The sequence below is a fragment of the Nocardia sp. CA-107356 genome (genome assembly GCF_050946365.1).
In the GTDB taxonomy this organism is placed as follows: Bacteria; Actinomycetota; Actinomycetes; order Mycobacteriales; family Mycobacteriaceae; genus Nocardia.
In genome coordinates, this window is sequence record NZ_CP191992.1 from 7,506,872 (window position 1) to 7,527,576 (window position 20,705).

A 20,705-nucleotide genomic window follows, 5' to 3' on the forward strand; every position below is an offset into this window, starting at 1 on the left:
CTTGCCCTGCCGACCAGACCTGTACAGCCTAGGTGTCTCACAAACCTCTGAGCAGCGTCAACACATCCAACGCGACGTCGACGGAATCGCTGAGCAGCCGGATCTCCACCGCGGTCGCGGCGTGCAGTCCGGGATCCTCCAGCGCGAGCCCGTTACCGTAGATCACCACGTTGTACCCGAGATCCGCGGCCCGCAACAGCGGACCGGTCGCGACGCCCGCACCGAGCAGCAGATCCAGCCCCTCGCCGACGAAATAGAACCGCCACAGCGGACCGAGATCGCCGTTGTAGATCGCCTTGGTCCGATCGACGATCACCTGACCGGTTGTGGCGATGGCATCGACAATTTTGAAGTAGTCGGGCGCGTTCTCCGGCCTACTCCCCACGGTAGCCACCGAATACGCGAGATCCACCGTCAAATGCGCGTTGTAGCCCGCCATCGCGACGCGGGCGGGCGACACCGCACAGCGGCGAGCCAGCTCGAAATACTGCGCCCAGTGCGGCTCGACGGGCGCGCCGGTAAAGGCCGCGTGCACGTTGTTCAGGAATCGACCCAGTAGCTCGAGGCTGATCGCATGCGCATACTCCCGATCGAGGAACGCACCGGGATCATGCTGCAACGGCATTACCGCCAACTGCTCGACACCGTCGAGACCGAGCGAGAACAGTCCGCGCCGATCCCGATGCGCGATAAGGATCTCGGTGATCTCATGGTGTCGGGCTACCGCGATCTCCAACCGCTGCAACGCATCTCCGGCCAGCGTGCCGGTATCGGAGAGCCGGGCGATGGTGTCCACCTCATCCGGCGACAGCGGCGTACCACACACCGCCGGATCGACCGCTTGCGCGACGGCCGCCGGAGTCAGCCCGGCAGCCACCACGAGTACCGCACTGATCAGCCCTAAGATGACCGTTCGCAACGAATTCCGCATCGCCGAAGTCTAAAGTCGGATTCAGGTTTGCGCCGAATGCGTCAGCACGTGTCGACCGGGGCTATCCGACGAACTCGCGGTCACCGTATTGGATGGTGGCGGCGTTCCAGGTGCCGCCCGATGCGGCGATGAACCGCTGGGTCAGGCCGATGTCGGCGATATCGGCAACCAAGATGAGGGTGCCGGATTCGGTGACCGACCCGCTGATGAGGTGTTCGCGGACTTCTCGATCGGCGACAAGGGCACCACGGTTTCTGCAGGGAGAATGTTCGCTACGAGACCCGAGACTCAGCCGGCGGGGCCCGCCGATCGTTTCGACTGCGACCAGCCGAAGGTGAGGGCTACCGCGCGCTTCCAGTTGTCGTACTCGTCCTCGCGGTGGATCGGGTCCATCTGGGGGACCCATTGGCCCGCCAGTCGCCAATTGCTGCGCAGACCTTCCAGGTCCGGCCAGTAGCCGACGGCGAGTCCGGCAGCGTAAGCGGCTCCGAGGGAAACGGTTTCGGATACGAAGGGGCGCATGACAGGGATGTCGAGGACGTCGGCGACTATCTGCATGAGCAGATTGTCGGAGGTCATGCCGCCGTCGACGCGCAAGGTGCGGGCGTGCAGGCCGGAGTCTGCGTTCATGGCGTCGACGACCTCGCGGGTCTGCCATGCGGTCGCCTCGAGGACGGCGCGGGCGAGGTGGCCTTTGTTGATATAGGAGGTCAGGCCGATCACGAGCCCCCGCGCATCGCTGCGCCAATGCGGCGCGTACAGACCGGAGAACGCGGGCACAATATAGCAGCCGCCGTTGTCGTCGACTGTGCGAGCGAGGGTTTCGATTTCGGGCGCACTCGACACCAGGCCGATATTGTCGCGCACCCACTGCACAAGCGATCCGGCGACGGCGATCGGACCCTCCAGCGCGTATACCGGTTCCGGTTCGATCTGATAGCCGATGGTGGTGAGCAGACCATGTGAAGACTGCACCAGTTCACGCCCGGTGTTCATCATCAGGAAGCCACCGGTGCCGTAGGTGCATTTGGTTTCCCCACGAACGAAACAGGTTTGGCCGAATAGCGCGGCGTGCTGGTCACCCAGCGCGGCGGCGATCCGAATGCCGGGCACCACCCGGGTGGTCGTCCCGTAGGAGGCGGTCGATGGCTGGATGTTCGGCAGCATCGCGGCGGGAATGCCGAAGAAGTCCAGCAATTCCCGATCCCAGGCGAGGGTGGTGAGGTTCATCAATAGGGTGCGGCTGGCATTGGTGACGTCGGTGCGGTGCACGCCGCCGTCCGCGCCGCCGGTCAGATTCCAGATCAGCCAGCTTTCCATGGTGCCGAACAGCACTTCGCCGCGCTCGGCGCGATCTCGCAGTCCCGGAATGGTATCCAGCATCCAGCGCAGCCGCGGCGCGGCGAAATAGCCCGCCAATGGCAGTCCACACAATTCGCGGATCCGTTCCGCACCCGGCTTGCCCTCGAATTCGCGCACCAGGTCATCGGTGCGGACATCCTGCCAGACGATCGCCCGGCGGATCGGCACGCCGGTCCGGCGATCCCACACCACGGTGGTCTCGCGCTGATTGGCGATGCCGAGGGCCACAACCTGTTCGGCGGAAATCCCGGAATCGCGCAGCGCCTGCGGAACGATCCGCTCGACATTGCGCCAGATCTCCATCGCATCCTGTTCGACCCAGCCCGGTCGTGGATAGTGCTGCTGGTGTTCGCGCTGTGCGACACCGGTCAGGCGGGCGCGCTGATCGAACAGGATGCACCTGGTGGATGTGGTGCCCTGGTCGATCGCCAGTACATAGCGTTGCGACATCGCCTGCTTCCTATCGGAAATTCGGTTCGGTGGAGCGTGATTCGGATCGAGTTCAGCGAAACTCAGTACCCGGCAGCGAGATCCCGCGATACCGCGTGCGCGGCATCGCGCACTAGGCCGACCAGCGTCGGCCGATGCCGCAGCTGCGGATCACAGAGCCGGTCGACCGGCCCGCTGATTCCGATGGCGCCGACCACCAGCCCGCCCTGCGCGCGGATCGGCGCCGCGATTCCGGCAACGCCGGACCGGAATTCCTCGGTCTCCCCGGCCCATCCGGCCTGCCGAACCGCCGCGAGCGCCCGCGTGAGCGCCGCTCGATCGACGATCGTGCGCCGGGTGAGCGGCGCCAACTCACCGGCGCGCACCGCGGCGGCCAGCTCGGCGTCATAAGCGAGCAGCACCTTGCCGAGTGCGGTCGCGTGCGACGGCAGCAGTTCCCCGACCTCGAGCGCCTGTTCAGTTTTGTCCGGGCGGAAGACATGGTGCACGACCACCACGGTTCCTTCCGCCGCCGCTCCGATGCGCACCGACTCGCCCGCGCGCGCGGCCAGCGCATCGGCCCAGTTGATCGCCCGCGAGCGCAGTTCGTTGTTATCGAGATAGCTGGTTCCCAGATGCAGTACGGCCGCACCGAGCTGGTACTTGCCGCTGGCCGGATCCTGTTCCACGAACCCGACACCCTGCAGCGTGCGCAGGATACCGTGTGCGGTCGGCTTGGCCAGATCGAGCGCACCCGCGATCTCACCGACCCCGAGCCGGCCGGAACCCCGAGCGAGCAGCTGCAGGACGGCCGCCGCTCGTTCGATAGATTGGATCGGACCTGGCATAAGCGGAAACCTATCCGGAAGCTCCGAGTTCGACAATGTCGAACACGCAGGAACCCGCGAGCAACACCCTCGCGATGTGGTGTGACCTGCGCCATAGTGACCTCCATGGTTGCTGGACGGTAGTTGCGATGCAGAGCGATGGCCACCACACCCGTTCGGCATTGTCGAACGCGAGCTATGTCCGCTTCGCCGATCCGGTCGTAGCGTCTGCTCCGGCGGCCGCAATCGCGGCAAGCATGTACAGACGGAGGCTCAACGGTGAACTTCGGCTCGATTTTCGTAAGCGAGGCACTCGGCACAGGGATCCTGTTGCTGCTCGGTGTCGGCGTGGTCGCGAATGTGTTGCTGACCAAGTCCAAGGGATTCGATGGCGGCTGGCTATTGATCAATATGGGATGGGGTCTCGGCGTCATGGCCGGGGTGTACGTCGCCTACAAAACTGGCGGCCACCTCAATCCCGCGGTCACCATCGGCATTCTGTTCAGCGGCGCGCAGGAGTACGCGCCCGGTATCGACATCTCGGTCGGCAACACCGTCGCCTATCTCGGCGGACAGCTGGTCGGCGCCTTCCTCGGCGCGAATCTGGCCTATCTGGCCTATAAGCGGCACTTCGACGCCGAGACCGAGGAGGACAAGAAGCTTGCGGTCTTCGCAACCGGGCCCGCGATCCGGGCTCTGCGCTGGAATTTCGCCACCGAGGTGATCGGCACCTTCGTCCTGGTCCTGGTGGTCATCGCGTTCGGCCACACGCCGACCGGTCTGGGTCCGCTCGCCGCGGCACTGCTCGTCGTCGGCATCGGCGCCTCGCTCGGCGGCCCGACCGGTTACGCCATCAACCCGGCCCGCGACCTCGGCCCGCGCATCGCGCACGCGCTGCTGCCGATCGGCGAGCCCACGCGAGTGCGGTCCGCGCGAATCCCGGTAGCGGCGGGTGCGGGCTATGCCGAACACCTGCCCGAACACCCGATCGAGCCCCGTCGCAAGAACTCCGACTGGTCCTACGCCTGGGTGCCCGTACTCGGCCCGCTGGCCGGCGGCGCGCTCGCCGGACTCGCCGCGCAGTTCCTGTTCTGAATCTTCTTCTCTTAGTTCATTTTTCCGAAAGGACAGCGGTGAACCAATACGTAGGCGCCATCGATCAGGGCACCACGAGCACGCGCTTCATGGTGTTCGACCACGGCGGCAACGAGATCGCCCGTCACCAGCTCGAGCACGAGCAGATCCTGCCGCGAGCGGGCTGGGTGGAGCACAATCCGACCGAGATCTGGGAGCGCACCCGCTCGGTCATTCAATCCACCCTCAACAAGGCCGATCTCGTCGCGAGCGATCTGGCGGCGGTCGGCGTCACCAACCAGCGCGAAACCACCGTCGTGTGGAATCGCCGGACCGGGCGCCCGTACTGCAACGCCATCGTCTGGCAGGACACCAGGACCGATAAGATTGCCGCCGAGCTGGAACGCGCGGGTCACGGCGACATCATCCGCCGCAAGGCCGGTCTGCCGCCCGCCACCTACTTCTCCGGCGGGAAGCTGCGCTGGATCCTGGACAACGTTCCCGGCGTCGCCGCCGACGCCGAAAAGGGCGAGGCGATCTTCGGCACCACCGACACCTGGCTGTTGTGGAACCTCACCGGCGGCATCGACGGCGGCGCGCACGTCACCGATCCGACCAATGCCAGCCGCACCATGCTGATGGATCTGGAAACCTGCGACTGGGACGACGAACTGTTGTCCCTCTTCGGGATTCCGCGCGCGATGCTGCCGACCATCGCACCCTCCTCGAATCCGGACCTGTTCGGCAAGACCAGGGCCGACGGCCCGTTCGGCGGCGAGGTGCCGCTGGCCGGTGTGCTCGGCGATCAGCAGGCCGCCACCGTCGGTCAGGTGTGTTTCCGTCCCGGCGAGGCCAAGAACACCTACGGCACCGGGAACTTCCTGCTGCTCAATACCGGAACCGATATCGTGCGCTCACAGCACGGCCTGCTCACCACCGTCGCCTACCAACTCGGCGACGAGAAGCCGGTGTACGCACTGGAGGGTTCGATCGCGGTCACCGGCTCGGCCGTGCAATGGCTGCGCGATCAGCTCGGCGTCATTTCCGGTGCGGCACAAAGTGAATCGCTGGCCAGACAGGCCGAGGACAACGGCGGGGTGTACTTCGTGCCCGCGTTCTCCGGACTGTTCGCACCCTATTGGCGTTCGGACGCGCGCGGCGTCATCGTCGGACTGTCCCGCTACAGCACCAACGCCCATCTCGCGCGGGCCACACTGGAATCGATCTGCTACCAGACCCGCGATGTCGTCGAAGCCATGGAGGCCGACTCCGGGGTGCGCCTGGACACCTTGCGCGTGGACGGTGGCGTCACCGCGAACGAACTGTGCATGCAGTTGCAGGCCGACTTCCTCGATGTGCCGGTCTCGCGACCGGTGGTCGCCGAGACCACCGCGCTCGGCGCCGCCTACGCGGCGGGTCTGGCGGTCGGATTCTGGAGCAACACCGACGAACTCGTACAGAACTGGCACGAGGACAAGCGCTGGACGCCGACCGGGACCGAGGAGCAGCGCGAACGCGGTTATGCCCGTTGGAAGAAGGCGGTCTCGCGCACTCTCGACTGGATCGACGTGGACGACTGACCCTTTCGAGCGATCTGCAAGCAGTCGCCAACGGTACCCGAAACCGGCTCGGCCCGAATCTCGAAGACTCAGTAGCACTGAAACAAGGAGACATACCGTGTCCGCACGTTTGGACTCGAACTACCGCGCCGATGCGCTGAACGCACTGGGCGACAATGAAATCGACGTACTCGTCATCGGCGGCGGCGTGGTCGGCGCCGGTGCCGCCCTCGATGCCGCCGCCCGCGGCCTGACCGTCACCCTGGTCGAGGCAAGGGACTTCGCGGCGGGCACCTCGAGCCGTTCGAGCAAGCTCATCCACGGCGGCCTGCGCTATCTCGAGCAGCTCGACTTCTGGCTGGTGCGTGAGGCTTTGAAGGAACGCAGCCTGCTGCTGCACCGGCTCGCCCCGCATCTGGTGCGCCCGGTGTCGTTCCTGCTGCCGCTGCAGCACCGGGTATGGGAGCGCGCCTACATCGGCGCGGGTGTCGCGCTCTACGACACCATCGGCGGAGCCAGGGCGCTGCCCATGCACCGGCACCTGTCCCACACGCGCGCAATGGCATTGGCACCGGCGCTGCGTGATGACGCGATGATCGGCGCGATCCGCTACTTCGACGCACAGGTCGACGACGCACGCCACACCATGACCATCGCCCGCACCGCCGCCCAGCACGGCGCGGCGGTGCTCACCCGCACCAAGGTCACCGGACTGCTGCGCGACGGTGAGCGGGTCATCGGCGCGCACGTCACCGATCTGGAGACCGGCCGCGAATACACCGTGCGCGCCCGCCGGGTGATCAGCGCGACCGGCGTCTGGACCGACGAGATGAACAAGATGACCGGCGTGGAATTCCCGTTCCACGTTCGCATGTCGAAGGGCGTGCACATTCTGGTCCCGCGCGAACGGCTCGACCTGGATACCGGTCTGATCATGCGCACCGAGAAGAGTGTGCTGTTCGTGATCCCCTGGGCCCGGCACTGGATCATCGGCACGACCGACACCGATTGGGCGTTGGACAAGAACCATCCGGTCGCCAGCGACGCCGATGTGCAGTACATCCTCGATCATATGAACGCGGTGCTGCGAGAGCCGTTGACCCGCAACGATATTGTCGGCACCTACGCCGGTCTGCGGCCGCTGCTTTCGGGCGCATCCAGCGATACCGCGACGCTGTCGCGGGAACACGCTGTCGCGGAACCGGTTCCGGGTCTGTTCGTGATCGCGGGCGGAAAGTACACCACCTACCGGGTGATGGCCGCCGATGTGGTCGATGCTGCCGTCAAGGGCCTCGGCCGCGCCGCCGCCCCGTCGGTGACCGAACATCTACCGCTACTCGGTGCGGTCGGCTATCAGGAAATGGCGGCCGATGTACACAGCCACGCGCAGCGCGCGGGCCTGTCCGTCGCGACCGTCGAACATCTGCTCGGCCGCTACGGTTCGGGCGTCTGCGAACTATTCGACCTGATCGCCGCCGAACCGGAACTGGCCGAACCGCTCCCGGGTGCCGAGGAGTACCTCGGTGCCGAGGTCGTCTACGCGGTAACCCATGAGGGCGCACTGCACCTCGATGATGTCCTGACCCGCCGCACCCGCATCTCCATCGAAGCCGCTGACCGCGGTCTGACCGCGGCGCCCGCGGTGGCCTTCCTCATGGGCGGCCGACTCGACTGGGACGCGACAACCACGGACCGCGAAATCACCCGCTACCGCGAGCGAGTCGAGGCCGAACTGGCGGCCAACAAGGCCGCCGACGACGAAACGGCCAACGCGGCCCGCTTGGTCGCCGTGGCCTGATCCCAGCCGACACTCGGCCCTGTGCGGTAGTCACCGCACAGGGCCGAGTCGCCATACCAAAAAATGGGTTCATCCGAAAGAGGGGCGGTTCCGAATGTAGGTAGTAAATCATCGATGTTCGGAATGAGGTCATCTATGGGTAAACATCGACCCACACGTCCGGTTAGTCCCATCTGTCGACGTACAGCCGCACTGGTTTTGACCAGTGCGCTTCCCCTGTCCGTCGCCCTGACCAGCACAACATCCGCTAGCGCCGAGTCGCAACCACTCGGCACCACGACGCTCGCGCGGACGCCCTATGGACTGGCGCTGCTCGCCGATCCATCGGCTCCGGTCGACGACCCCGCCGCATTCACGTCCTTCCCGCTGCACTACGCCGCCGCACCGGTGGCCGAGCCGGACTCAGCGGCGCCGGACGGTACGGACGCGGCACCGCCGGACCAAGGCCCGCAGGCGCCCTTCGCCGCCCCCAACAATCGCATCCGCATCGGCAAACTCCAGGTCGATCGCCCGGATTTTCTGCCGCCCGAAGTGGCCACCCAGATCAACGACGCTTCTGCGAGCACCGAATCCGCGCTGTCCCAAGCCCTGCAGTCGGGAGGTGTCGAACGCGCTCGTTCCAACCAGATCGCCAGCGCTGTCGTGGGTGACGCGGTCATCGGCGCGTCGGTGGGCTCCACCCTGGCGAGCCCGCTCGCCAGCACCAGTGCCGCCGTCGGCGCGGTCGCGGGTTTCATCGCCGGGATCCCATTCCTCCCCGGGGGCCTGGTGGTCGTCCCCATTCTCGGAGCGGCCATCGGTTACATAGTGATCGCCGCCCCGGCTGCCGCCGTCGGCGCGGCCGTCGGTGCCGCCGTCGGAGTTGTCGAGGGCGCGGTGACCCCGATACCAACCGAGGAGCAACCGACAATCTCATAACGCGCGTCGCGCGGCGATTGTCGGATATGACCGTTGCCGCGGGTGGACAATCCTCGCGTGAGCCCGTTGCGACGGATCAGCCGAGCGCTCTGGCGTTCTTGCTGATGCTGGTGGCCGGAACCATCGGCTATGGCCTTCTCGGCTTCGGGTTGCTCGATGCGCTCTGTCGGACGGTCACCACGATAACGACCGTCGGCTTTCGCGAGGTCCACCCGCTCAACGCGGCGGGCCAGATCTGCATGCTGCTCATCCTGGTCGGTGCGGGCAATCTGGTCATCATCGCTCGCGCCCGAACCGAGGTCTCGAAGTCGAAACTGCTTCGGGCCGGAGCGAATCGGGCCGGGCCCCCGGCTGATCGGCGGCCGCCGGATGGCCGTGTTCGCCCTACCACCGAATGTGGCCGAATTCCTCGATGTCGTCATGCACGACGACACACTCCACTACCGCATCGCGGAAGTCGGGATCGTCCCCGAATCGCCCCTGGCCGGCCGTGCCCTGAAGGACACGGCATTACGTCAGACGACCGGCGCACTGGTACTGGCCATCCGAACATCAACCGGCCGATTCATCGCGAACCCCACCGGCGAAACCAGACTCACGGCCAATACGATTCTGATCGTCCTCGGCACACCGGCCCAGCTCGACGCGATCCGTTCAGTGCTACCGGGTGGGGTTCCGATGCGGCGGCACCCCACCTCGGCGTCTGAATCAGTCCAGGAAGGCCGGCAGCGTGCGGTGTCCGTTGGAGACGAAGCTGCCGACCGGGGCCAATTCGGACGGATCCACGGCCAAGCGCAGATTCGGGAAGCGCTCGAAGATGGCCGGGAGTGCGATGGTCGCCTCGAGTCGGGCGAGCGGCGCGCCGATGCAGTGGTGGGCACCGTGGCCGAAGGCCAGGTGTTCCTTATTGGCCCGGTGTACATCGAACGCGGCGGCGGTGGCGCCGTGCAGGTTCGGGTCGCGGCCCGCGGCGGCGTACGAGGCAAGGATGGCCTCGCCCTTGGTGATTCGGATATCGCCGATCTCGATATCGTCGACGGCATAGCGCAGCGGCAGATGCGCGACCGGCGCCTCGTAGCGCAGCGCCTCCTCCACCAGATCCGACCAGGGCACCCGGCCCTCGAGCAGGTCGGCACGCTGCTGCGGATGGGTGAGCAGCGCGAAGATCGCTTGGTCGAGCAGGTTGACCGTGGTCTCGTGCCCGGCATTGATGACCAGCATCAGCGTGTCGACGAGTTCCTTCTCGCTCAGCTGCGAACCGTCGTCCTCATCGCGGGTGGCGATCAGCACGCTGGTGACATCGTCGCCGGGCGTCTCGCGCCGGTAGGCAACGAGTTCGCTGACGAGACGGTACATCTCGAGGTAGTTGGCCTGTGCCTGCTCGGGCCCGAACGAGGTGTCGAAGAACCCGTCGACACATATGCGCATACCGGCGCCGAGATGTTCCGGCACGCCCATCATTTCGGTGATGATCTCGATCGGCACCGGATACGCGAATCCCTCACGCAGGTCCGCTGCTTCGCCCTTCGGGGTGGCCGCGAGCGCGTTCAGCAGATCATCGGTGATGGCCTCGATGCGCGGGCGCAGCGCGGTGGTGCGACGGTGGGTGAATGCGGGCGAGACCAACCTGCGCAGGCGTCGGTGGTCGGGACCGTACGCGGTGAACATATTGTCCACCGCGACCCACGGATACAGCGGCCACTCCTGCGTGATCTCGCCGTTGATGAAGGAAGTCCAGTGCTGCCGGGGGTCTTTCGACACCCGGGGGTCGGCGAGCAGGCTCTTGAGCACGGCGGCATCGGTCACCGACCAGGCGGGCACGCCGCCGGGCAATGCGACCAGCGCAACCGGCCCGCGGGCCCTGATCCGCTCGTTCTCACCTTGGATATCGGCGCCGGTCAGGTCGAGGGCTATCGGTTCATGCTCCATCGTTATCTCCTTTAGAACACTGGCAAGGGAGGGGACTTCGGGAAGTCGACCGGCAGTGCAGCCAAGGCCCGGTGGAATGGACCGGGCCGCCAGGCCAACTCGTCCATGGGCACGGCAAGTTTCATTTCGGGGAGCGCGTCGAGCAGCTGATCGATGGCGTCCTGCACCACCAGGTAGGCAACGGATTTGGCGGGGCAGGCATGCGGCCCGGCGCCCCACGCCAGATGCGAGCGGTTGCCGGTGCGATCCCCGCCGCGGATCGCGGGATCGTTATTGCAGCCCGAAAGGCTGACGACGACCGGCTGATGGGCTGGCAGCCAGGTGTTATCGATCAGGATCGGCTGGCGCGGATAGGTGATGCTGAAGTTCGCCATCGGCGGGTCGTTGAACAACACCTCGTCGAGCGCGTCGCGGGTCGGCAGGCTACCGCCGAGCATATCGCCGCCGAACCGGTCGTCGGTGAGCATCAGCAGCATCGTGTTGGTAATCAGGTTCTGCATCGGTTCGATGCCAGCGCCGTAGAAACTGATCAGCTGGCATAGCATTTCGGTATCGTCGAGCTTGGACGAGTGATGCGCCATCCGGGAGGTGACATCGTCACCGGGCTCGGCCCGCCGCAGCTGCACCAGCTCCATCAGCGCCTCGCTGAGCATCGCCATACCGGCGGCGGCCTCGACGGTATCGAAGAGCATTGCCATACCGGTCGCGACCCGCTGCCCCAGTTCCGTTGAGCAGCCGACCATCTGGTTGAGCACCTCGAAGACCACCGGCAGCGCGTACTGGGTGACCAGATCGGCCGTACCTGCCTCGCAGAAGGTATTGATCACCGGTATGGCGATCTTCTCGACCGTCGAATGCAGTGCGTGCAGATCGATTCCGTCGATGCTTCCGGTGTATGCCTGTCGATAGCGTGCATGCGCCGCACCGGCATTGCGCAGTGCGTTCGGATACCACATCATCATCGGCTTGACGGGCGAGTCATCCGGAATCGTCTGTTCCCAGTTCCGCGGATCGGCCGGAAAGTGGTCCGGATCGTTGAGGATTCGCAGTGCGGTCTGATATCCGACCACCAGGGTGGCGGGCACCCCCGGCGCCAACTCCATCGGAACCAGCGAACCGTACTGACTGCGCGCATCCCGGTAGGCGCGATGCGGATCATCGGCGAACTCCGGAGTATGCAACAACACTCGTGGTTCGCCGGCATCGAGGGGCGAGCCGTGTAGGACGGGGCAGACGCCGGTCGCCGTGGTGTGAACAGACTGTGGCTTGGTCAAAGACGTGACTCCAGACGTTGAATCAGGAAGGGGCCAGGATCGATGAAAGCACCGCGGCGATTACCCAGCCTGCGGCCTCAGCACTCAGTTCAGCCCTCCTTGCGACGCCGACCAGAAGTGACCCCGGCCATGAGGTCCGCGTCGAGACCCGGACCCTGGCCGGGCAACCGCAGGTCACTGGAGTCACCTCACAGCGTCTGCAGGACAAGCGATTTCGACGTGAAATCACCGGACGCCCTACCAGCCGCCCAGAACTCGACGACCCGCCCACGTTAGCAGCATCACGAAAATGTGGCTCTCAATGCGTCGACAACGCTCGGGGCATCGCCCCGGACTCCCCGCGAATCCGCCGCAACCGGCAAGTATGTCGAATTGCTCTTGATCACATAGTGGAATCCCCGGCGTCCGAGTCGTCGTAGTCCTCGAGCCAACCGTCGGCATAGACGACGACTATCCCGCTCGCAGTATGCAGTAGTACGACGCCGTCAACCGGAGCCAGCGCGAGCTTCTTCCAGGTCTCGGCATGGAAGGTAGCGAGTAGCGCGGCTACCGACGGAGCCATCTCACGTCTCGTCGGCCCGATCTCGGTCAACGGCGCAGCACCCCGACGGCGCCGGGCACGAAGTCCGCACGATCGTCCACAACCCGCACACCCACCCACGAGCAGCGCTCGGGACGCGGCATGATCGGCGCGTGGTCACCTATCCGGCCATCGACCACCGCGACCAGGCCAGTACAGAATCGGGACGGACACAAACTTCCCGGTCTCGGCACGCAACACCCCCGCCCCGCATAGGTTGGGTCGTCCACGAGCGCGGTTGCGGGCAGAGGGAATGCGGGACTGCGGCTCCGAATTCACCGAGCCCGGCTGAAGCGGTACAGAAGTACAGCCCGGTCACAGAGGTGGTGCTTTGGACGACCTTTGTGTCGTTGGTGCCCTTAATATCCGTGCGGAACGTAGTGGCTCCATGAGGTTGTCCGGTTGCCTGCGCGGATGTCATCGATTCGTTGTCGTAACCGGTCGGCGTGTTCTACTGACGCCGTCGCTCGTCGCAGTGGGCCGGTTATCTGAACAAGGTCGCGCATGTCTAGTAGCAGTCGGTATCCAGACCACTGCGATAAGTCGTAGCCATACTCCTCGATGAAGTTCCGAACCCACGTGTCGTCGCGGCCGTAGCGCACCGCGGCGTGCCATGTCGGTATCAGGTCAACTTCTCGCGGCCCGATGCTGACCCAGTCCCAGTCTCCGAGTATCGGTCGCACTGGATTTGTTCTGTTGTCCCACAGCAGATTTCCCGCCCAGGCATCGCCATGGATAAGCCCGACTCCCAACGGCCAGTCGAGTTCGCTCAGTTCCTTGCGAATCTCGTCGATGCACCGCAGCAACCATGACCGTTCTTCGTCGCTTATTGCGCCAGTCGTGCGGTCCTCGAGCAACGCTTCGTGCAGAGACTCGAGGGGTGTCCATCGTTGGAGTTCGATGTCCGGCGTGGGTAGGTCATGCAGCGAACGCAGCAGGCGTCCCAGCTCTTTCGATGTCGGTCCGGGGATGTCGGGCAGTTGCGGGTAGTACTGCCAGAAACCGACCGTGTACCCGTTGACCCGCACCGGCTCCACGCCAGGCAAGGGAGCTGTAGCACCGAAATTGTGCCGTGTGGTCAGCCACTGAGTTACCGCGTACGTCCGTGTCGGCCTGTCCGGGTCCGCCTCGTTAGTGCTCACCCGTCCAACGGCTGTGTGACGGCGCAGGACGTAAACAGCGTTGCTCGAATGGTGAATGAGCTCCGCGCCAGTGGGATCGAGCCCGCACGCTTCGCACGCGCGGGACAGTGCCGCGAACTCTTCTGATGACATGCCAGCCCTACCCGACCAGTGCGACCGTTGTTCGAAATTCGTTCTCGACGTGTTGAACGGCGGGTAGGTCAGCGTACGGTGCGAGGCGACGACGAACAACGTTGATCGACTCGATTCCGCGAGCGCTGGTCAATCCCTGGGCAGCGCGCATCGTGTCTCGGAGCACCTGACAGGCTTGCTCGATCTCGACACCGTGGCCCGCTGTGGCCTCGCCGGGTTCGGGCAGGTAGGACGCCGCCAGGGTCGCCGCTACCAGCACCTGCCGCCGCTCCATGCCAATGGAGTCGGCCAAAACCAGCGGCGCGCGTTGTTGGACATCGACAGCCCGCCGTCCATCGTGTGCGACATACATGAACTCTGCCGACAATTGCCGCTCGGTGAAGAACCGAATCCAATCCGGTTCGTCATCCGGTCGTGCACGGTTCAACCGCCGCTCTGCCTCCAGCATCGCTTGTGCGCCAGCGGTTGTGTCGCCGTTCAGCGCATGCGCACGCGCCAGCAGTGCGTTGCACCTCGCGGTACTGCTCGGCGAACCCGACTGCTCTGCCGCGCGTACCGCAGCGGTGCCGAACCACAGCGCCTCCTTCGTGCGATTCAGGTAGTGCGCTTGCATCGACATGTCCGTGAGGATATGCGCCGCCAACGCGGCATTACCGCTTGCCTTCGCGAGCCGCAGGGCCTGTCGAAAGTACTTCTGTCCCAGTCCTTGCCGAGCTGAATCGAAGCACATGAAGCCGCTCAGGTCGCACAGTCGAGCCGCGACTGCAAACAGTTCGGGCGCGGTGCGACTGTCGTACGAGCCACGCAGCGCCGGTCCGACTACGTCATCAAGAAACCGCGCCAGAGTTGCCCGCGCGTAGCCGCCGTCGTCGTGAAAGGCCACACCGGGCCGCCGGGACGTAGGGTTGTCGAGTGGACGACCGGACCGAGCTGAGTGGGTTCCTCAAATCGCGCCGGGCCCGCCTGCGCCCGCAGGACGTCGGGCTGCGCGACTACGGCGGTGTGCGCCGGGTCGCGGGCCTGCGGCGTGAGGAGCTGGCCCGGGTGGCGGGGGTGAGATGTTTGTTAAGCACCGTCCGTCCGCCCATGAACTCGTCAACCTGGCACTGGGACACGGCCTAGTTCAGCAACTGTCCGGCGGATCACGTGACCGTGCTTGCACCAAGTTAGTTCTCGCGGGCCGGACTGTGCCGGTTGTGAGGCGTTTCTACGCCTCGGGCATGGGCAGGACGGCCAGTGCGGTGTCTGCAATGTTCCGCAGCGTCTCCGGGTCCAGGCCGGCCTTGCCTACCGCCTCGATACCGCGGACCACCGTTAGCAGCAGTGCCGCCAACCGCTCCGGATCCGCGGCGCTGTCGATGGCGCCGTGGCGCTGGGCGGCGCAGATCTCCGTCCGCAGCAGGATCAGCAGCGCCGTCATGGTCTCGGCCGACCGCCCGGCGACCGTCGGATCGTGCTGGGCCAGTTCCGCCGCGCCCTTTGCCAACAGGCACCCGCGGCGCTCGGTGTCGGAAGCGGTGTTCTCCGCCATTAGGTGCACGTATCCCGAAAGCCGGGCCAAGGCCTCTGCGTCCGGGCCACCTGCCAGCCGCCCTTCGGCCACCTCGACGACTGCGGTGCACCAGTCGCCAAACACACGGTGGAACAGCTTGCCCTTGTCGCCGAAGGCGCCGTACAGGCTGCCCTTGCCCAGGCCGGTCGCCTGGGCGATGTCGTCCATCCGTGTCCCTGCGAAGCCGGTCGCCCAGAACTGCTCCCGTGCCCGCTCCAGGACTTGGCGTTCGTCGAATGCGCGTGGTCTCGGCATGGTGTCAGCGTACTGATTCTTGACTCGTTCGTCCATTACTGGCTATATTATGGACGATCCATTCCATAACTGAAAGGGTTGTCCATGCCAGGCGTACTGCAGGAGAAGGTAGCCGTGGTCACCGGAGGGACCAGCGGGATCGGGCTGGCCATCGCCCACCGCTTCATCCAGGAGGGCGCACGGGTCTTCGTGACAGGCCGGGACGCTGACCGCCTCGAAGCGGCGGTGAAGGAGATGGGCCCGGCGGCAACCGGCGTACGGTCCGACGTCTCGGTCCTGGCCGACCTCGACGCGCTCTACGCGCAAGTCCGCGAGGAGGCCGGGTGCATCGACGTGCTGGTGGCCAACGCGGGAATCGTCGCGGACGCGGCGCTCGGCGCCCACACCGAGGCGAACGTCGACCTGACGCTCGCCGTCAACGTCAAGGGCCCCCTGTTCACCGTCCAAAAGGCGCTCCCGCTGCTGGCAAAGGGCGCCTCCGTCGTGGTCATCGGTTCGAGCAACAGCGTGCGCCCCAACGAGCACCTCGAGGTCTACAGCGCCTCGAAGGCGGCGGTGAGCAACCTCGTGCACAACTGGGCTCGGCAGTCGCGGGAGCGTCAGTTCCGGGTCAACGTGCTCAGCCCGGGGCCCACGCGGACCCCCGGCCTGCTGGGCGCCGCGGGGCCGGACGTCGATCAGTTCGCCGAGGCAGTCGTGCCCTTGGGGCGGCTGGCCGATGCCGAGGAGATCGCCGAGGCGGCCCTCTTCCTGGCCTCGGACGCCTCGTCGTTCGTCACCGGCGCCGAACTCTTCGCCGACGGCGGCTACACCCGGGCCTAAACGACGGCCGGTGGTGCGCATCCGGTTCCCTCGAAGCGATCAGGCGCACTACCGGCCGCGCGTGTGCGTCGTACGAGGCCCAGTACGCCAACGAGATCGTGGCCGCGGCCTCTTTGGACGACGTCGGCCGCCACCCCGACTACCGCTCCGGCAACGCCAACATCTGCTGGACGCTCATCCATCTCGTTGAGGAGACCGGACGGCACGCGGGGCACGCGGACATCGTGAGGGAGCTGCTTGACGGGGCGAAGGGGTACCACTAGGCCTCTCCGGTGGGTCGCGACCGGAGCCAAAGTCGGATCGAGGCAACGGTGACGGTGCCGCAGAAGACGTAGGCGCGTTTGTCGAACCTCGTCGCCACAGCCCGGAAGCTCTTGAGGGCATTGATCGTCCGCTCCACCTCGTTCCTGCGTTTGTAGATCGTCGACGGGCCGACCGCCCCTGCTGCCTTTGTGCTGTCGGTTGGCCCGCTGGTTCTTCGGTTCGGGGATCGTGTGCTTGATCTTGCGTCGCCGCAGGTAGCGGCGGTTGCGACGGGATGAGTTAGGCCTTCGAGATGGCCAGGCCGAGTCCGCGGTCGCCCGCCATCCCGGCGGGCGACACGGACACGCTCCATGACCGGGATGAGCTGCGGAGCGTCGCCCCACTGCCCCGGGGTGATCAGCAAGGCGAGTGGGCGGCGTCCGCCCTCACCGGCAAGGTGGATCTTGCAGGTCAAGCCGCCCCGTAACAGTTCAGTGCGGGCACGGCCGAGCTCGTCACGACGATCGACCAGCAGACCCAACGCGACCAGGTCCGGATCCGCCTGTGCCCGGCGCAGATTCGGCGACCGCAACGCCGCCAGCGCGACCGAATGCGCGTCGACCGGGTCGGTCTTGCGGCCGTTGCCGGTAGCGAACACCCGCACCTGCGCCGACAGTTTTGCCGGCACGTCGATGACGGTTTCCCCGTCGGCCACCAGCCGGTGCGCCACATGCCGTCCGACACCGTTGCAGCCCTCGATCGCCCACACCCGTTGCGGAAATCGTTGTGCCGCACAGAGCATTTCACCGTATCCGGCGGTGCCGGTACCGTAACGCCCGGTCGCGAGAATCTCCGCGTCGAGGTCGATGATCTCGACGGTAGCCGAGCGTTTGTGCGGGTCCATTCCGATGATGACCGGCATCGCTATCCTTCCAGATCGACGGATAAGTATCCGTGCAGGAAGGCACCGCTACTTCGAGCCAGAGCAGACCCATTTCCAGCCGCACCCGCACGGTAACCCGGTGGGACGCAAGCCATTAGAGAGCCACACCGACGACACTGGTGGGCAGCCGCTCAGGGAGCTGCCCACCGGGTACCTGGGGCTGATCCTGGCCGGGATCAAGCCCTACCGCCAGTCTTAAGTAGCCGCTGATCGCGCGGGCTGCTCCGGGCCTTGAGAGTGCTGAGGCGGCCCCGCTGGCGGGGGTGACATGTTGGTTACGCACTCCTTGCGCGCCGATGTCAGCTCCGGCAAAAGTCTGATCAGATGGCAAGCCCGGAGGGGTGCGGCAGCCCTCGCTGTCACCTTTGCGGCAGAGCGGCACAGACACGCGGTGTCAGGTGGGATTCGTTGGCGGAGTTCGGGTTCGACGCTGTCAACATCCGGCGTTTGATCATGGTGATCCTGTTGACGTTGCCCGGGATGTCGACTGCTCGTCGTAAACCCGACGCGCCGAATCGATCTCGTGTCGGTGACGATCGGCCCAGCCCGTCAACACCAGCAGCGTCTCATAGAGCTCTCGGGCCATCGGTGTCGCTTCGTATTCGGTCCTGGGCGGCACTGTTGGATAGACCGTCCGGACCAATAGACCGTCGCGCTCGAGGTTACGGAGGGTCAGCGTCAACATTCGACGACTGACACCCTTGATTTCGCGCTCGAGATGCGTGAAGCGCATCGGACGCTGCGTGGTCAGCAGTAAGACGCCGATAGCCCATTTGCCGCTGATCCGGTTGAGCACTTCCAGCACCGAACACGCCTTGTCGATGGATGAGCCCTCAGCTTCGCCAACTCTGATTGCCTCGACCTGCGCTGGAACATCAATGTGCCCCTGAGACATGAAAGTGCCTCCTTCCGCTGAACGTGTTGGTGACAGATCATGCACTTAGTTACAAATAGTGCACCATGACAGCGGAGGACAGCCCGTGACCGACAACCATGAAACTTCGTACGAGCCGGGCCGCGGAGCGCCGCCGACACGACTCTCCGCAGAGAGGTTGGAGCGTTTTCTCGGCGCTAATCGGATGGGGGCGCTGGGTACGATCAAGCGTGACGGGCACCCGCATCTGTCGACGGTTGCCTACAGATGGGATCCGGCCACGCGCATGATCTCGATCGGTTCAACAGCCGATCGCGTCAAAGTACGTCAGCTCACCCGGGATCCGCGTGCTGCGCTCTATGTGAGCAGCGCTGACCAGCTCACTTTCGCGGTCGCCGAGGGCGCGGCCGAAATCTCCCCCGTCAGCACTACTCCCGGAGACGCCACCGGCCGCGAAATGCTCTCGATGTTCCCCGAATTCGACAACCCTGAGGACGAAGCAACATTCCTGGCAAACATGGTCGAGGACAACCGACTGGTGATCAGGCTTCGTGTGTCCAAGCTGTACGGAGACACCCTCGCCGCCGGGCACTGATCAGGCGAGAGTGCATGTGGGTGCTCGCGGTAGCGGTTCGGTTCCCCACCCCGGGCGGCGCGCGTTAGCGCACCGCTTGTCATCACGCTCGCGGCACAACGGATTTCGCGGGACTGACCGGATTCCCCGCACATCCAGCGACGCGACTTCGGCAGGCATCTGCAGCGCAAAACTCCGGGAGTGGGGCGCGGCTGCTGAGTTCGGTGACAAGGCCGGACCGAGCTCAGCGACCAGGGTGGAGAGTGCGCCGAGTCCCTGGCCTGCGGCGCGAGGAATTGGCTCGGGCGGCGGGGGTGAGATGTTTGTTACACACTCCTCAAAAGCCCGAGCACGGGGAGGGAGACGACAACGTCACCTCTCCCGTCCGCGGATCGGTCTTCGACCACATCGCTACCACCGAGTCGGTCTGAGCATCCTGAAATGCCGATGAGCGTGCATATCTCGGGCGGGGCGTGCGGACCCGGTACTACGCAGTACCGCCGATCGAGTTGCCCGCGCACGTCTTCGGCAATGTTCATCAGGGTCGGGCGGTGTCAGCGGAGTACTGCCATGCACCTTCACGCTCCAGCCAGGTGGTGAAATCCAGCAGTTCAGGATGGCATCGCCGCAGCGCCACGATGTCGGCATTCCAGCCTCCGCCCTGATTGGCGAACCGGTAGCCGGCGAGGGCGTCGGGGTCCTTGTCCAACAGCGCTTCTCGTGGGATCGCTCGGTATTCGATCGATTGTCCGAGGGACCGGCTCATGGCCTCCGCGATCTCGGTCATGGTCAGCTCGTCGCCCGCCAGTTCCACCGCGGCTCCGATGTATTCGTCCGGGTGAGTGAAAGCCCGCGCAGCGAAGACGCCGATGTCGGTACCCGCGATCAGCTGCACGGGTACGTCCGGATGGATGACATCGGTGAGTACTCCCTCGTGCAAGCCGAAGCGTGGGTCGAGCTGATTCTCCATGAAGCGCACCGGGCGTAATGCGGTGGTCGGCAGGCCGAGCCGAGTCGAGTATCTCTCCAACTCCGCCTTGCTCTGCCAGCGGCGAATGCCGTGATCGGCGTCCGCAGCGCCGACCGAGGCGTAAACGAAGTGAGCAACACCCGCTGCCGCGGCCGCATCCGCGACATTGCGGCCCAGCCTCAGTTCATCGTCGACGGTGAAACCGGGAGGTGTGCCAGGGTATCCCGCGGTCGGTTGCACGCTGAACACCCCGTGAACACCCGCTGCCGCCGTATCCAGCGTGGTTCGATCGCCCATATCGCCACGCGCCAGTTCCGCACCCGCCCCTGCCAACACCCGAGCACCTGCCGCGTCCGGGTCACGCACGAGGGCACGCACCCGCCAACCCGCCGCCAGCAGTGCGCGAGCCGTTGCGCCACCCTGGGTGCCCGTCGCTCCGGTAACCAACACGATGTCCGACATCGCAGCCTCCTTCAGTAGCGCTGTTCGCCTGTATCGACAATAAGTGGGGATTGTC

General features: G+C 65.5%; 19 protein-coding genes and 3 pseudogenes. 10 read left to right on the forward strand and 12 right to left on the reverse strand.

The window, feature by feature from the left end; genetic code table 11:
- Positions 1-37 precede the first annotated feature (37 nt).
- From ACQP1G_RS33740 to ACQP1G_RS33750, 3 genes are all read right to left on the reverse strand, one after another.
- On the reverse strand, positions 38-931 hold the full coding sequence (locus ACQP1G_RS33740) for a DUF5995 family protein (protein ID WP_433193728.1): 894 nt from the start codon (positions 929-931) through the stop codon (positions 38-40).
- 288 nt (positions 932-1,219) lie between these two features.
- Positions 1,220-2,743 carry a glycerol kinase GlpK gene (glpK, locus tag ACQP1G_RS33745; RefSeq protein WP_433193729.1) on the reverse strand — a complete coding sequence of 508 codons (1,524 nt, stop codon included), beginning with the start codon at positions 2,741-2,743 and terminating at the stop codon, positions 1,220-1,222.
- Positions 2,744-2,805: 62 nt separating this feature from the next.
- Entirely contained in the window at positions 2,806-3,570 is a 765-nt protein-coding gene (locus ACQP1G_RS33750; RefSeq protein WP_433193730.1) for an IclR family transcriptional regulator, read from the reverse strand.
- Positions 3,571-3,828: 258 nt separating this feature from the next.
- Here ACQP1G_RS33750 and ACQP1G_RS33755 point away from each other — a divergent pair, with 258 nt between their 5' ends.
- The 6 genes and pseudogenes from ACQP1G_RS33755 to ACQP1G_RS33780 all read left to right on the forward strand — a co-directional run.
- Positions 3,829-4,644, forward strand: coding sequence for an MIP/aquaporin family protein (locus tag ACQP1G_RS33755; protein ID WP_433193731.1), 816 nt, complete (start codon positions 3,829-3,831; stop codon positions 4,642-4,644).
- A gap of 38 nt (positions 4,645-4,682) precedes the next feature.
- Entirely contained in the window at positions 4,683-6,203 is a 1,521-nt protein-coding gene (gene glpK, locus ACQP1G_RS33760; protein ID WP_433193732.1) for a glycerol kinase GlpK, read from the forward strand.
- A gap of 97 nt (positions 6,204-6,300) precedes the next feature.
- A complete protein-coding gene (gene glpD, locus ACQP1G_RS33765) occupies positions 6,301-7,980 on the forward strand; it encodes a glycerol-3-phosphate dehydrogenase (protein WP_433193733.1) in 1,680 nt (559 codons plus the stop codon).
- Positions 7,981-8,178: 198 nt separating this feature from the next.
- Positions 8,179-8,898, forward strand: a complete 720-nt coding sequence (locus ACQP1G_RS33770) for a hypothetical protein (protein ID WP_433193734.1) — start codon at positions 8,179-8,181, stop codon at positions 8,896-8,898.
- Positions 8,899-9,002: 104 nt separating this feature from the next.
- Positions 9,003-9,119 (forward strand): annotated as a pseudogene (locus tag ACQP1G_RS33775) (potassium channel protein); the annotation flags it as partial.
- Positions 9,120-9,318: 199 nt separating this feature from the next.
- Positions 9,319-9,543, forward strand: a pseudogene (locus ACQP1G_RS33780) (TrkA C-terminal domain-containing protein); the annotation flags it as partial.
- A 63-nt stretch (positions 9,544-9,606) separates the two neighbouring features.
- Here the strand turns inward: ACQP1G_RS33780 and ACQP1G_RS33785 are convergent.
- The 5 genes from ACQP1G_RS33785 to ACQP1G_RS33805 all read right to left on the reverse strand — a co-directional run bounded on the left by ACQP1G_RS33785 (position 9,607) and on the right by ACQP1G_RS33805 (position 14,574).
- Positions 9,607-10,827, reverse strand: coding sequence for a cytochrome P450 family protein (locus tag ACQP1G_RS33785; protein ID WP_433193735.1), 1,221 nt, complete (start codon positions 10,825-10,827; stop codon positions 9,607-9,609).
- Between the two features lie 11 nt (positions 10,828-10,838).
- A complete protein-coding gene (locus ACQP1G_RS33790) occupies positions 10,839-12,101 on the reverse strand; it encodes a cytochrome P450 (RefSeq protein ID WP_433193736.1) in 1,263 nt (420 codons plus the stop codon).
- A 382-nt stretch (positions 12,102-12,483) separates the two neighbouring features.
- Complete coding sequence (locus ACQP1G_RS33795; protein WP_433193737.1) at positions 12,484-12,663, reverse strand: hypothetical protein; 180 nt, start codon at positions 12,661-12,663, stop codon at positions 12,484-12,486.
- Positions 12,664-13,040: 377 nt separating this feature from the next.
- Positions 13,041-14,054, reverse strand: coding sequence for an aminoglycoside phosphotransferase family protein (locus tag ACQP1G_RS33800; protein ID WP_433193738.1), 1,014 nt, complete (start codon positions 14,052-14,054; stop codon positions 13,041-13,043).
- The gene (locus tag ACQP1G_RS33805; RefSeq protein WP_433193739.1) at positions 13,963-14,574 is read right to left on the reverse strand and encodes a hypothetical protein; all 612 of its coding nucleotides are present in this window, start codon (positions 14,572-14,574) and stop codon (positions 13,963-13,965) included. The genes ACQP1G_RS33800 and ACQP1G_RS33805 overlap by 92 nt, the downstream gene beginning before the upstream one ends.
- A 293-nt stretch (positions 14,575-14,867) precedes the next feature.
- On the opposite strand from ACQP1G_RS33805, the gene ACQP1G_RS33810 reads away from it, so the two are divergent.
- Positions 14,868-15,077: a hypothetical protein gene (locus ACQP1G_RS33810; RefSeq protein WP_433193740.1), complete on the forward strand. Its 210-nt coding sequence runs from the start codon at positions 14,868-14,870 to the stop codon at positions 15,075-15,077.
- Between the two features lie 85 nt (positions 15,078-15,162).
- Here the strand turns inward: ACQP1G_RS33810 and ACQP1G_RS33815 are convergent, their stop codons facing one another.
- Positions 15,163-15,762, reverse strand: a complete 600-nt coding sequence (locus ACQP1G_RS33815) for a TetR/AcrR family transcriptional regulator (protein ID WP_433193741.1) — start codon at positions 15,760-15,762, stop codon at positions 15,163-15,165.
- An 84-nt stretch (positions 15,763-15,846) separates the two neighbouring features.
- Here ACQP1G_RS33815 and ACQP1G_RS33820 point away from each other — a divergent pair, with 84 nt between their 5' ends.
- Complete coding sequence (locus ACQP1G_RS33820) at positions 15,847-16,584, forward strand: SDR family NAD(P)-dependent oxidoreductase (protein ID WP_433193742.1); 738 nt, start codon at positions 15,847-15,849, stop codon at positions 16,582-16,584.
- 38 nt (positions 16,585-16,622) lie between these two features.
- A complete protein-coding gene (locus tag ACQP1G_RS33825; RefSeq protein ID WP_433209069.1) occupies positions 16,623-16,847 on the forward strand; it encodes a DUF664 domain-containing protein in 225 nt (74 codons plus the stop codon).
- Here ACQP1G_RS33825 and ACQP1G_RS33830 read toward each other — a convergent pair.
- Positions 16,844-17,749, reverse strand: a pseudogene (locus ACQP1G_RS33830) (IS110 family transposase). The gene ACQP1G_RS33825 and the pseudogene ACQP1G_RS33830 sit on opposite strands and share 4 nt — an antisense overlap.
- Positions 17,750-18,221: 472 nt before the next feature.
- Positions 18,222-18,665, reverse strand: coding sequence for a winged helix-turn-helix transcriptional regulator (locus ACQP1G_RS33835; RefSeq protein WP_433193743.1), 444 nt, complete (start codon positions 18,663-18,665; stop codon positions 18,222-18,224).
- Positions 18,666-18,750: 85 nt separating this feature from the next.
- On the opposite strand from ACQP1G_RS33835, the gene ACQP1G_RS33840 reads away from it, so the two are divergent.
- Complete coding sequence (locus ACQP1G_RS33840) at positions 18,751-19,239, forward strand: TIGR03618 family F420-dependent PPOX class oxidoreductase (protein WP_433193744.1); 489 nt, start codon at positions 18,751-18,753, stop codon at positions 19,237-19,239.
- Positions 19,240-19,756: 517 nt separating this feature from the next.
- Here the strand turns inward: ACQP1G_RS33840 and ACQP1G_RS33845 are convergent.
- Positions 19,757-20,650, reverse strand: coding sequence for an NmrA/HSCARG family protein (locus ACQP1G_RS33845; protein WP_433193745.1), 894 nt, complete (start codon positions 20,648-20,650; stop codon positions 19,757-19,759).
- Positions 20,651-20,705: the final 55 nt, after the last annotated feature.

Excerpts from the sequence above, each read along its gene's own strand:
- ACQP1G_RS33740 (WP_433193728.1), bottom strand. The coding sequence starts at position 931 with ATGCGGAATTCGTTGCGAACGGTCATCTTAGGGCTGATCAGTGCGGTA.
- glpK (WP_433193729.1), bottom strand. The coding sequence starts at position 2,743 with ATGTCGCAACGCTATGTACTGGCGATCGACCAGGGCACCACATCCACC.
- ACQP1G_RS33750 (WP_433193730.1), bottom strand. The coding sequence starts at position 3,570 with ATGCCAGGTCCGATCCAATCTATCGAACGAGCGGCGGCCGTCCTGCAG.
- ACQP1G_RS33785 (WP_433193735.1), bottom strand. The coding sequence starts at position 10,827 with ATGGAGCATGAACCGATAGCCCTCGACCTGACCGGCGCCGATATCCAA.
- ACQP1G_RS33795 (WP_433193737.1), bottom strand. The coding sequence starts at position 12,663 with ATGGCTCCGTCGGTAGCCGCGCTACTCGCTACCTTCCATGCCGAGACC.
- ACQP1G_RS33805 (WP_433193739.1), bottom strand. The coding sequence starts at position 14,574 with ATGTCGATGCAAGCGCACTACCTGAATCGCACGAAGGAGGCGCTGTGG.
- ACQP1G_RS33815 (WP_433193741.1), bottom strand. The coding sequence starts at position 15,762 with ATGCCGAGACCACGCGCATTCGACGAACGCCAAGTCCTGGAGCGGGCA.
- ACQP1G_RS33820 (WP_433193742.1), top strand. The coding sequence starts at position 15,847 with ATGCCAGGCGTACTGCAGGAGAAGGTAGCCGTGGTCACCGGAGGGACC.
- ACQP1G_RS33835 (WP_433193743.1), bottom strand. The coding sequence starts at position 18,665 with ATGTCTCAGGGGCACATTGATGTTCCAGCGCAGGTCGAGGCAATCAGA.
- ACQP1G_RS33845 (WP_433193745.1), bottom strand. The coding sequence starts at position 20,650 with ATGTCGGACATCGTGTTGGTTACCGGAGCGACGGGCACCCAGGGTGGC.